General features: G+C 69.6%; 5 protein-coding genes, 1 pseudogene and 1 CRISPR repeat array. Of the genes and pseudogenes, 1 reads left to right on the top strand and 5 read right to left on the bottom strand.

Annotated features, from left to right (window positions below):
• Positions 1 to 11 precede the first annotated feature (11 nt).
• Positions 12 to 832: direct repeats of the CRISPR family, unit length 29 nt; unit sequence GTCCTCCCCACGCCCGTGGGGGTGATCCG.
• 306 nt (positions 833 to 1,138) lie between these two features.
• The 3 genes and pseudogenes from CcI49_RS20215 to CcI49_RS20205 all read right to left on the bottom strand — a co-directional run bounded on the left by CcI49_RS20215 (position 1,139) and on the right by CcI49_RS20205 (position 4,901).
• Entirely contained in the window at positions 1,139 to 2,290 is a 1,152-nt protein-coding gene (locus CcI49_RS20215) for a hypothetical protein (RefSeq protein ID WP_076828546.1), read from the bottom strand.
• A pseudogene (locus CcI49_RS20210) lies at positions 2,290 to 3,948 on the bottom strand (type IV secretory system conjugative DNA transfer family protein). The gene CcI49_RS20215 and the pseudogene CcI49_RS20210 overlap by 1 nt, the downstream one beginning before the upstream one ends.
• 203 nt (positions 3,949 to 4,151) lie before the next feature.
• The gene (locus tag CcI49_RS20205; protein WP_076828544.1) at positions 4,152 to 4,901 is read right to left on the bottom strand and encodes an RNA polymerase subunit sigma-24; all 750 of its coding nucleotides are present in this window, start codon (positions 4,899 to 4,901) and stop codon (positions 4,152 to 4,154) included.
• Between the two features lie 438 nt (positions 4,902 to 5,339).
• On the opposite strand from CcI49_RS20205, the gene CcI49_RS20200 reads away from it, so the two are divergent.
• Positions 5,340 to 7,070: a hypothetical protein gene (locus tag CcI49_RS20200; RefSeq protein ID WP_241840155.1), complete on the top strand. Its 1,731-nt coding sequence runs from the start codon at positions 5,340 to 5,342 to the stop codon at positions 7,068 to 7,070.
• 190 nt (positions 7,071 to 7,260) lie between these two features.
• Here the strand turns inward: CcI49_RS20200 and CcI49_RS20195 are convergent, their stop codons facing one another.
• Positions 7,261 to 8,790, bottom strand: coding sequence for a TIR domain-containing protein (locus tag CcI49_RS20195; RefSeq protein WP_076828539.1), 1,530 nt, complete (start codon positions 8,788 to 8,790; stop codon positions 7,261 to 7,263).
• 351 nt (positions 8,791 to 9,141) lie between these two features.
• Positions 9,142 to 12,123, bottom strand: a complete 2,982-nt coding sequence (locus tag CcI49_RS20190; RefSeq protein ID WP_241840154.1) for an SARP family transcriptional regulator — start codon at positions 12,121 to 12,123, stop codon at positions 9,142 to 9,144.
• Positions 12,124 to 12,129: the final 6 nt, after the last annotated feature.

Below are 12,129 nucleotides of genomic sequence, written 5' to 3'. Positions count from 1 at the left end.
GCAGTGGTGAGGTCCTCCCCACGCCCGTGGGGGTGATCCGACATCCGAAACCGCGACGTTATCTGGATACGTGTCCTCCCCACCCCGTGGGGGTGATCCGACGTACGACGGCCGCGAGTGGGTCGTCCGCGCGTCCTCCCCACGCCCGTGGGGGTGATCCGCCTCATCGAGTGACGGTCTCTGTCTACGGCGCGTCCTCCCCACACCCGTGGGGGTGATCCGAGGCTGGAGATCAGCGGGGATTTCGGCTCGCGGTCCTCCCCACGCCCGTGGGGGTGATCCTAGCCGGCCACTGTCGGCATGCTGTTGAACGGCGTCCTCCCCACGCCCGTGGGGGTGATCCGGCTCGGATCAGTGAGCAGACCAGAAGATCACAGTCCTCCCCACGCCCGTGGGGGTGATCCGGCTCGTTACCTCGGGAGTCTGGATACCACAGGGTCCTCCCCACGCCCGTGAGGGTGATCCGAGAATGCCGCCGCGCAGGAATCCCCCACAACCGTCCTCCCCACGCCCGTGGGGGTGATCCGAGCTTCGCTTCGGTTTCGGTCATGGCGTTTCCGTCCTCCCCACGCCCGTGGGGGTGATCCGGTGACGGGCCAGGGCTGGAACGGCGCCGAGACGTCCTCCCCGCGCCCGTGGGGATGATCCGCAGGTCGACCCGCAGTGATCTAGCGGGACCGGGTCCTCCCCACGCCCGTGGGGGTGATCCGAGGGCGACCCGCCGCGGGTCTGGAACAAGGTCGCCCTCCCCACGCCCGTGGGGGTGATCCGGGCTGACCGGTTGGGGGTGGTTGCCTGCTTCGGTCTTCCCCACGCTCGTGGGGGTGATCCGCATTCGAACCGCTGGGACGGCCGGCGCTTCGCGGCCCCGCTGGGGGTCAGCTTTCAGGAAGCTGCGACACCGTGGGGGTGATCCTGTGCGCGTGCTGTTCCGGTGGGTTCCCTGGACGTCCTCCCCACGCCTGTGGGGGTGATCCGTACGAGCGCTACATCATGGGCGGGACCTACGTGTCCTCGCCACACTCGCATCAACAGGCGATGAAACCGGACCCTTCATGACCACCCAGGATGACCCAGCGTCAAACGCGGAAGCGGAAACGTCACTGGCGAGGCAGTCCCTGCCTACCACCCTGCCTGGTCACGGCAGATCCATCCCAGGGCCGGGCGGCGTGATGTCCAGCGGAATCCAGCCATGACCATCCAGATCACCGACGTCGACCACGTCCGCCTGGCCAAACCCGATTGCTGCTTCTGCAGGGTTCGGGTCTGCCTCTGGCCAGCCGGGGGCGTGGGATTGGTTCGGAGAGGGCGCCGCGGGCTCCGGCGGGGTCCTTGAAGGCGATCCCGGCGTTTCCGCTGGTTGATCTGTTGTAGCTGGTGTCGCTTGAGGAGCATTTGACGGATCGCGGTGAACAGCAGCGGGCCCAGTTGCCGGAGATGGTACGGCGGGCGAAGTATTTCCACCGGATGGTGGTTCATTCGGCCCGGCCAGTGTCGGGTCGGGAGGTTCCGGGACGTCTGGAGGGACCGGCATTGGGGCCGGAGGGTTGAGCAGGCTGGGGAGCTGATGGGGGATGTGGCGGGCGGCGAGGGCAGCGATGGTGACCTGGGGTTCTCGGCCGTTGAGGTGGGGGACGTGGCGGCGCAGGTGCTGGAGGAGTTCCTGCCGGGGAAGCATCAGGGCGCTGGCGAGATCGCGGCTGGGGACGGTGATCCATCCGTGGTAGGGGTCACCGACGGTGGCGGAGTCGCCGTGGTAGTCGAGGCTGACGGCGGCTGGCGGTGCGGCCGGGTGGAGGGGTTCGGCGTGATGGGCGACCTCGCGGGTGGTGTCGGTGCGGGCGAGGTCGATCTGGAGGGCGCGTTGCGCGGCGTGGTAGGCGGCTTCGGGTGTCCGGTAGGGGCCGCGGACGATCAGTGAGGTGCGGGTGATGCCGTGGAGGTAGCCGAACCAGGAATGCGCCGGCTGTGGCTGCTGGGTGTCAGGCGCCCCTGGTGCGGACCAGACGTTCGCGGTCAGCTCGCGCTGCGGGGTCGGGGATTCGGTGGCGAACTGCACGACGTCGCCGACGTCGGTCAGGCCGGGGACGAATCCGCGCCCTCCGGGTCCGATCGCCCAGTGGTCGGCGCCCCAGCCGTGCGCGGAGCGGGAGTCCGGCCACAGGGTGGCGGCGCGGACGTTCCAGCCGGGTGGCGGGCGGAACGGCAGGTCGAGGACGACCGATCCGGCGGCCACCCGGAAGGAGTGGAATGGGGTGTTGTCCGGCGCGGTCGGCGAGGGCAGGCTCATCAGAACCGCCGTTGGCCCCGGGGCCGTTTCCGCCGCGCCCGGCCGCCGCTCGAATCACAATCTTGCTGGGGCAGCGGCGGCAGCCCGGCGGCAGGCCTCGACCATTCCCGGAATATGTCCCACGGTGCTTCCCCGTCCAGGTCACCCGTCGGGAACGTCGTCCCCTGGCCGGCCCGGGCGGTCGGGGATCCCGGCGGGGTGTCACGGTCGTCGGGGCTGATCCGGCGGCGGGCGGCGGCCTGGCGGGCGAGGTCGCCGTGGGAGAGTCGGCGGCCGGTCGCGAGGGCGTGCAGGTCCTCGTCGAGGTACCAGTAGCGGCCGAACAGGTGGGCGGGCGGCAGGGTGTTGTGGACGAGCAGCGCCTGGCCGGGGGCGACCTGGCGCAGCAGCGCGGAGGGCAGCAGTTCCACCCGGGTCGGGCTGCGTGAGACCCCGCGCCGGCCGGCCGGACCGCCCAGACCGGTGCTGTCGACGGAGGTGGATGTCTGCAGGATGTGCTCCTGGCCGAGCAGACCGGCGGCGTAGTCGAGGGTGGAACGGTCGGACAGGCCGGCGAAGAACACCTTGGTGACCGCGTTCGAGATGACGACGTCGGCCTTCGGGCCGTAGGCGGCGTCGATCTGCGCCTAGCTCTGATAGATCAGCAGCAGTTGGATGCCGATGCCGGCGCAGGTGGAGATCCGTCCGGGCAGGTTACGCATCGGCCAGTTGCCGGCCTCGTCGACGACGACGAGCAGCGGTGGGTCCAGCGGCGTGTCGGTGTGGCCGACATGGCTGTAGGCCTGGCGCATCAGGTCGTCGAGCAGGCCGCCGAGGACCGGGGCGAGGCGTTCGGCGTCGTCGAGGTCCGCGCTCAGGTACAGGGTGTTCGCCGCCCGGCCGTCGGGGCCGCGGTCGAGCAGCCAGTCGAGATCGATCTGGGACACGGCCGCGGAGGCGGCGATCCGCGGCTCCTGCCACGGTTGGATCATCTGGCGGGCGACCAGGTAGGTGGACGAGACCTGCTTGCGGTCGTTCGCCCAGATCCCTTCGAAACCGGCGAAAACCTGCGCGCCGTCGGTGGCGATGGCCTGGTCTCGGTGGGACGCCAGCGGGTTCAGCAGGCCACGGACGGTGTCGCGGTCCATGCCGACGACCCAGCGGACGACCGTGTCCATGCCGAGGTCGACGGTGGCCGCGGTCCAGAACAGCTGGCCGAGGAGGTCTTCGGCCGCGGACGTCCAGAAGCTCATGTCGCCGGAGGAAGTGGACGTCCAGGAGGTGGCGTTCGCGATCGAGCGGGCGGCGCGGCGCGCACCAGCCAGGGTGCGCGCCGCGCTGAGCGGGGACCAGGACGCGCCGAGCTCACCGGTGGCCCCGGCGGGGTCGAACACGGCGACGTCGCCGAGCTGGCGGCGCCGGGCGATCGTGGCGCCGAGCAGGTCGTTCTTCACGCTCAGGGCGATCAGCGGGCCGTCCCATTCCAGGATGGCGGGGATCGCCAGAGCGGCGGTCTTGCCGCACTGGGACGGCCCGAGGACGATCACGCTGCCGCGCGGGCCGCGGCGGCGCTGCGCGCGCCGCACCAGCCAGCCTGGCACCGCCGGGTCCAGCGGGCGGTGGGAGTCCTCGGTGGCGACGAGCCGTCCACGGGGGCTGCCGACCCGGCCGAGGATCATCCGGCCGCGGCGAGGGGCACCCACCCACAGCGCGGCCAGATCCGCCGGGCGGGCGAGCCGGGCTTCGGGATCTATCCCGAGCCGGCGCCGGTCCGCCACCCCCGCCCGGTCGCGGACCATCACCAGCGCCGCCAGCCCGCACAGCACGGCCAACACCACCAGCGGCAGGACGGTCGCCGCCCACGAGCCGAACGGTCCTGGACTCATGCCGCACGTCCGTCCGGTCGGGCCTGCCGACTGCCGGGCCGGTGATGTGGGTGCGCCTTCGCACCGGCGCCGGCCGCCCGCGGCGATGCGCTTCCGGTGCTGTCGCGCAGGCCGAGCAGGGTGACGAGTTCCGTGACGGCCCGCTGCCGGCGCAGCCGAACCGCCCGATCGGTGACGCCGTCGCGGGCGGCCACCTGATGCGAACTCAGGCCGTCGATGCCGAACTCGACCAGGACGTTCAGCGCGGCGTCCGACAGCCCGAGGCGACGTCCCGCGGCCAGCAGGTCGACCAGCTCCAGCAACGGGTCCCGGGCAGGGCCGTCGGTCGCGGACGCGGCCCGGCGGATCGTCAGGTGCTCGGCGAGCAGCGGTGGTGGGACCAGCGTCGTCAGCCGATCCACGAGCCGCTGGCGGCCGAAGACCGCGCGCTCGGTGTCGAGAACGATGTTGATCCAGGTCTTCTCGGGCCGGCGCTCCACCGGGTAGGTCGTGACGACGATCCACGCCGAGGCCAACAGCTCGTCGAAGACCGTGTCGAAACCGCGGCCGGCGCTCCGGCAGTGCGCCGCGGTCTTCATGACCAATGCCGGGACCACCCGGGCAACGGCGACCCTGGCCGCGGCGACGTCCCCCTGCGTTGCCCGGCACAGCAGGAACAGCAGCCGGCCGTTCGCCACGACATCGGGGACCGACCGGTCACGCCCGCACCCGTCGACCACCTCCTCGGCCCCCGCGAGGCCCGTCATCAAGGATGACGCCTCCTGCCAACGGCGCACCGCGTCGATCGACTCCGCGCTGTCCGTCCAGGCGTCCCAGTCGCGCCGCCAGCGCGCCAGGCACGGCGATACAGACCGGTTCTGGTTACCACGAGCCGGATTCGCGCCCGTGGAGATTCTTTTCGTCATGACCGCGCAGGCTCGCGACCGGTATCCCCGCGCTGTTCCCGGGCGAGCTCCCCGCCACCGTCCGCTCGGTTTTCTCCACCGGTGTTCTCTTCGCCCCCACGACACCCGTGCCGGGAGCCTTCCCCATCACGGCCTCAAGCGACGTCCGGGTGTTCGTGACTTCGTCGCGTCGTCCGCTTCCAGCGGGGCTCTGGCACGCACTTCCTCCTGCGTGCGTGTCCCGCGCCCCTCCCGCGGCTCACCGACGCCTACCTGCGCGGGGAAGGACCCGAGAGCATCGTGGCGAACAACGACGCCAGCCAGCCCGGCCAGCGCCCCCGAGGTACGGCGCACATCGAGATCGAGGTACCTGCCGGTGGATGGCGGTTCCGCCGCTCCCCCGGTAACACCGGCCGCATCACCGCGGAACTCGTCATCCGAGGCGAGAACCCGGCAGACAGAATTTCCGTCTACGGCGCCGAATCAACCGCGTGGGGCATCGAGACACAGCTCGGGTTCCCCATTCCCGCCACCGTCAGGGAAGCGCTACGGCTCATACCTCCCGCGGCCACGAACCCAGGGCTCAGGATCTCGGCACCCGCGCCTTGGATAGGCGCGAGCGACTATCAGCCCACACGCGCCAGCATGGTCCACCTCCCCGACACGTTCAACGTCTTCACCTACGGAACACTCCTCCACATAAAACCGCCGATACGCACCTGGGAAGAGGGGCCATACCGCATCGACGTAGTCGGCACCGAGCTAACCTTCGAAAACCGGGATAGCCCGACTCTGCAGGTCGCGTACCGAATCTGGCACGACCAGCGCGTCGTCTTCGCCTCCGGTGATCTTCCAGTGCCCATCGGCTCCGACATCCAGGCAGACGCCACCCTACGAAGCATCGCCGACCATGCGCTCACAGCAGGAACCGGTCGGGAGCCAACCGACCTGCAACGAGAATTTCTCACGAAACACAGCGCCGAGCTCCGCTCCGTGCTCACCCCACCGACTGCGCCATACCCGATCGGAACACGGGTGAAGGTCCGCGGCCTGGCCGGTGCCACACCTGCCAGTGGCATCATCACCGACACGATCGTCGGCGACGACGGCTCGCTGCACTACGGCTGGCGCCCCGACGTCGCACGCCTTCCCGGCCACCCCATGGGGCAACACCTCGATCAGCAGCTCGTCGCCCCCGCGCAGAACGTCCAACCCACCCTGCACTCCCCCGACGCGGGCCTCAACAGCAACCAGGAAGCCGAAGTCCTCGTCTACGGCGCCAGGGTCCGTGYCATCGACGACCCCCGATTCGCCACCGGAACCGTCCTGCGCGCCATCCTCAAACCCGGCGGTCAGCCGACCTACGACATCCAGCCCGACCAGAGCTCATACGCGCCGATCCGCATCCACGCCGCCGACGTCGAACCAATCGCCGGAACCGCCTGGCCCACCCTCCAGGCCCTCCTCGACGCCCGCGCCGACGCCGGCATCTCCCTCGAATCCGGCGAACTCCTCATCACCCTGCGCGAAGCCACCTTCGTCCGCGACGGACCCACCGGCCCGCTGCCCGCCTTCCCCCCGCAGGAATGGCCATCCCAGGACCCAATTCTTGACCCCGAATCACCCGACATTCCCATCTCAGCCCCGCCGCACCGCGGGCACCCGACCCCCACTCCGGCGCCCAGAATCGTCATCGAGGATGACTACACCCGTGTCTACGACCCCCGCCACGAACTCCTCATCGCCCACAAACAGCCATTCGAAATCGCCATTACCCAGCCTCGAGAAAAACTTGTCGAACTCCTCAACACCCTCCCAGATCTTCACCTCGGCGGGGACGAGTCCCTCGTCACCCTCGCGGCCCTGGCCGCCCAGCACATGCCCGACGAAGTCAACTCCATCTTCGCGGCAGGACCAGGAGCGGACCCGAACAACCCGGATCAGGCCGCCGCAGTCGAGCCAGACCTCGACGATATTTACCCTCCATCGGTAGGCGACACAGAGCCACCCGACATGGACCTTGACTTATAGAGCTCCTGTAGAGCGGCCATGGTTTCTGACCGCATACCCGACGCCAACCGGACCCACGTTCGCGTTTCTCACCCGCGGGCCGCGCAAAAATCCACGCAGCCTTCCAGCTCGATACCAGGCCGAGAGACACGGTCACCCGCACTCAGACGTCTTCCTGTCCCGATCCGTTCCTTCGGCGAGGAGTGGGGGGTCAACTTATTTGCCACAACCGCACCGCACCGCCACTGGTCGCGATAGCGAGGAGGCGGCCGTCTGGCGAGAATGCCACTGATTTCGCACTGCCGGGCAATGGCCGACCGAGTGAGCGAGGAGCCTCCGGGTCGCCCACATCCCACAGCCCCGTCCCACCACCGCCGCCACCTGCGAGGGTGCGGCCGTCCGGGGAGAACGCCACCGACCGTATTCCGCGAGTTTGACCGTTCATGAGTGGCTGACCGAGCAAACGTGGGTTGGCCGGGTCGGAAACATCCCACAACCGCACCACCTCGTCCGCAACAGCAAGGACACCACCCTCTGTGGAGAATGCCATCGACTCGACCGGCCACCCGGTGCCAGTGCGGCCGTTCAGTATCGAGCCGAGGCAGCTGGGGGCGGTCGGATCGGTGGTGTCCCACAACCACACCGCGCCGTCATCGCTGCCACTGGCCAGAATGCGGTCGGTCGGAGAGAACGCCACCGGCCGCATTCCGCGAGTTTGGCCGTTCATGAGTGGCTGACCGAGAGAACGCGGGTTGGCCGGGCCGGTAACATCCCACAACCGCACCATCTTGTCCGCGGTGGCAAGGACACCACCGTCCGTGGAGAAAGCGGCCATCAGCGAGTGGGAAGAGCCCACAAATAGGCGGAACATCGTCGCCGGCTTGCTGTGGTGGGTCAGCGTCCCACCAATCCGACGCGGGGATGCCGGGTCCGTCACATCCCACAGCCGGAGGCTGAGATCGTTAGCGATAGCCAGAATCGTGTCATCTGGGGAGAATGCCACCGACGCCTGGGTGGCGAAGCCGGAAGCGCTGCCGAGCGAGTCACCGAGCTTGCGGGGAGCCTCCGGATCCGTCACATCCCACAGTTGCACCTTCCCGTCGTTATTGCTGGCGCTGGCAAGGGTGCGGCTGTCTGGGGAGAATGCCACGCCGTGGCCGGTGAGCGGCTGACCAAGTGGGCGGGGCCTGGGTGGCCTGTGAACGGCGAGTCCTGCTGCCCGCGACTCCTGTGCCGCCGGGGGAAAGATCGGTTCTGCTGCCGGTTTTACCCGGCCTGCAAGGGCTGTCGCGATCGTATCGAGGAGGTGTTGGCGGGCGACGTCGGCTGAGTGGCCGAACAGGTCGATCGATACGATTTGGCTGAGTAGCCCCGGGCGAGGGCAGTCCTCTAGCCGGATCGGTAGCAGCTTACGGGCGAAACCGAGAGGATCTGCTGCGTGGGCGGCCTGCCACTCACTCTGCCCGTAGACCGACTTCAAGTATTCGGTCGACAGCAGGGCGATGGTACGCTGCGCGTGGACGACACCCTGCTGCATGCGGACCGCCCAGTTCGATCCGGGAACGAAATCCCAGGCCTGGACGAGCACCCGGTAGTCGGCGGCCTCCAGTTGCCAGGAGATCCATTCGGCCCAGCGCTTGTCGGCAGCAGTGTAGGAGACGAAGAAGTCCCACCGCGGTGCGGGGTCGCTGCCGTCTTCACTTCCGAGGAGGTCCCCGGCCCGATCCCCTGTGCTACCCATATCTCCTTAGCTTGCCATCCGCACCTCGGGCTCCGGTCATCAGTCCGTGACTCCAGCGCCAGCGGTGACCTCGAGGCGCCGTTGACGGCTTCTCCGCTGGTGTGAACTACGCGAGCCAGGTCGGATTTGCACGCACAAACGCGGCGCGTAGCCGCAGCTCGCGGACCTTCTCCCACGCCGGTCCGGGCGGCAGCTCGGTTACACCTTCGATGGTGACTGAATGTGATCTAATCGGGTCCTGCCCGCGGAGATCCGTAGTCACATGGAGGTCGTCCGAGACGACGTTGTCACCGCGAGGCGTCGTCGCTCGCGGCTCGATGGGGCAGCAAGGGCGCGAAGAGCGATCCTGATCTACGCCGACGCAGCTGGACCACGGTGGGCGAGCCTCTGGTGGAGGGCTTCGAGTTCGCGGTCGGTGTCGCCGTCCCAGAGGGGCTCGGCCTTTTCGGCACGGAGGTAGGAGCGGTATTCGGCCTTGACCGCGTCCGTGTCGCCAGCGGCGGCGTGGGCGCGCATCCGCAGGGCGAACAGCGCGGTGTGGGCCGGCAGGATTTCCAGGCCGCGGGCGGTCGTGCCGAGGACGCCGGCCGTATCGCCGGCGGAGAGCTGGTGTTCGGCGAGCAGGATCGCGGCGTTGACGGGGGTCGTGGTCAGGATCGATCCCATCTGGGCGTCCAGCCACGGGTAGCCGGCGGGCACGCCGCGGACCAGGTCGAGCGCCTCCGTCAAAGCGGCGATGGCGGTCTCGCGGTGGTGGCGCTGCTCGACGGCGTGGCGTAGGAGAGCCTCCAGGATCTCCAGGTCGGACACCACCCGGGCGTCGAGGGTGAGCGTTCCGCGGTCGAAGCGTGGCAGCCAGTCCTGAGCGTGCTGGCCGACCAGGTTGATGAGCAGGCGCCGCACGCGGCTGAGCCCGTTCGACAGGGTCTTGGATGTCGCTCCCCGAGGCCAGAGCGCGGACTCCAGGTCGATGCGGGTGCCGTGCCGGTGGGTGACCAGCCAGGCGAGGACCTCGTGGGTGCGTTCACGGGTCTCGTCCTGCGGCGGCGTGCGGCCGTCGCGGCTGACGACGTCCACGGGGCCGAGCAGGCGCACCATCACCTCCCATGGTGGCGGGACGAAGGGCTCGCTGATCGCGGCGGGGGGATTCGGCGCAGGCGGGTCGACGGGCGGCGCGTCCGCCTCCGCGACGAGTGTGGCGAGGGCGGTCTGCTCGGTGTCGGTGAGCCCGGCCGGGATCAGAGCGATGCCGAGAGGATCCAGACGCCACACACGGTCACCGAGATCCACGCCAGCCATCTGTTCGCCGATGGGGTAGGCGTCGGGCCGCAAGGTCCAGGCGGTGGAGATTCCGGGCTGAGTGGGGAGGACGACGGCCAGTCCGCGCCGGCCACTGCCTGCCAGGTCGGAGAGGCCAGCGAACGCGGCGACGGACGCCTGGCTGCTCTCGGTGTCGGGTGGTGTGGCGAGGAGGACGATGGTCGGGTCGAACTCCTCGCCCGGCTCGGCGATCCGCGCATGGAGCGTGCTGGAGTGCTCCTGTCGGCGCAGCGCGGCATCCAGGAAGGCTGCGTCAGCTTGGGCCTTGCCTGCCAGCTCGGTGATGTCCCTGGCCGCGTGCACACGTTCTTCGCCAGCGAAGGTGCCCGGGTGAAGGCCGATGGTGCGCACCAGGCTGAGGCCGGCCCACGGTGAGACGACGATCGCGGTGACGATCGCCCGTGTGAGGGAGGCCAGCCGGTCGACCTCGGTGGGGCTGGCCGCGACGCCGAGGGTTCCGAGGGCTTCGAGGTCCGCGAACACGGCTGCGCCCGTGAGGGTTGTGCCGAGTTGGACGAGCGCCGGGCACGGTGGCGGGATCTCCGAGTCGATGTCGAGTGCCGCGGTTGCGGGCAACGTCCAGATCCGCTGGTCGGGTCCCGGTTCCCAGGGCGGGGGCAGGCTGTGGGTTCCGTCGGGGTGGAGGAAGACCTCGATGCTGCGATCGGGGTGGACGAGCAGGACCTGCGGGCTTGGTCCCTCGGACTGGTCGCGGTGTGCCGCGCCGATGCTGCGCAGGGCGGCGTCGAGGCGGTCGAGGAGATCCGGTTCCTCCATGTCCAGCAGGGCTGTGTGCAGTTCGGCCGACGCTGGCTGCAGGGCGGGGAGGCTCCGACCCGGGGTGATGATGTTGTCTCGACGGCGTCGGCGCGCCGCCAGGAGGCCGACGATCGCGGTGGCCAGAAGCCCGGCACCGCCGATCCAGCTGGCGGGCGGGACAGCCGGTGGGCTTTCGGGAGCCCGACCGGGAACGTTGTCGGGAACACCGGCAGACGGTGTTTTCGCCGCAGGCGACTCGGGCGGGATGGCGGATAGCGGACCTTGGAAGGGCGCCGGCGTGAGCGAGGGCATCGGCGTAAACGAGGGCGTCGGCGCGCCAGGAGTGCCTTGATCAGGTCGTTCCGTGGTCGGCGGCATCGTCGCCGAGGGTTCGGATGAAGTTGCGGGCTCTGGTACTGGCAGGGGTGCCGTCGGTGCGGGTGTTGCTGGTGGCGCTGGCTGAGGGCTTCGTCCCGGGCTGCTGGTTCCGTCGCCGCGGTCGGCCTGCTGCTTCGCTCCGAAGGCCGGGAGGCGCAGTTCCATACCCGGGTTGATCACCTGCGGATCCCGCAGGGTGCGGCCGCGTGCGTCGGTGAGGCCACGGTTGGTCTCGAAGACCTCGTCGATGACTTCGGGGATCGAGGCCGGGCTCAGATCCGGGTACTCGTCCTCGACGATGCTCCACAGGTTCTCCCCCGCCCTCACCGTGTGCTGGCGCCAGGTGGCCGCACCGGGGGCGGCTTCGGGCAAGGCGGCTTCGTCGATCACCGTTCCGTCCGCGGTGTGCGTGGCGGTACGGGTGGGATCGACGCTGAGCCCCGCGATGACGGCGTCTGCCGGCAAGGACTGTGTGGCCGCGGCGGCGGTGGGAGGCAGGTACACGTCGAAGGACACCGCGACCGCGGTAGTGCGGCCGGCGGTGAGGCTGAGCAGGATCGCCAGAGAAGCGATCCAGCTGCCGGCGAGGTGCTGGGCCGCGCCGGACAGGAAGACGGTTCGGGTGGCGGTCACGCCATGCCGCAGGCGGGCGGCGATTTCCCGGACGAGCGCCAGCGCGACCTGCGCCCAGGCGATCCAGATCAGGACGGCGAGCGTGTTCGGCAGGACGTCGGGGTGCAGGTAGCCGCGGCGGGCGAGGGTCAGCCATCTGGCCGGTTCCCAGGTGCCGGGCAGTGGCAGACCTCGCCAGGCCCACAGTGCCAGCGGGATTGCCGAGAACGCCGCGAGCGCGATGAGCGCGGCCACCGCACTCATGACCAC

The organism is Frankia sp. CcI49 (genome assembly GCF_001983215.1).
Lineage (GTDB): Bacteria > Actinomycetota > Actinomycetes > Frankiales > Frankiaceae > Parafrankia > Parafrankia irregularis.
The sequence above is the reverse complement of the archived record's forward strand: the minus strand, read 5'-3'. Positions and strand labels throughout refer to the sequence as shown.

Excerpts from the sequence above, each read along its gene's own strand:
- CcI49_RS20205 (WP_076828544.1), bottom strand. The coding sequence starts at position 4,901 with ATGACGGGCCTCGCGGGGGCCGAGGAGGTGGTCGACGGGTGCGGGCGT.
- CcI49_RS20195 (WP_076828539.1), bottom strand. The coding sequence starts at position 8,790 with ATGGGTAGCACAGGGGATCGGGCCGGGGACCTCCTCGGAAGTGAAGAC.
- CcI49_RS20190 (WP_241840154.1), bottom strand. The coding sequence starts at position 12,123 with ATGAGTGCGGTGGCCGCGCTCATCGCGCTCGCGGCGTTCTCGGCAATC.
- CcI49_RS20215 (WP_076828546.1), bottom strand. The coding sequence starts at position 2,290 with ATGAGCCTGCCCTCGCCGACCGCGCCGGACAACACCCCATTCCACTCC.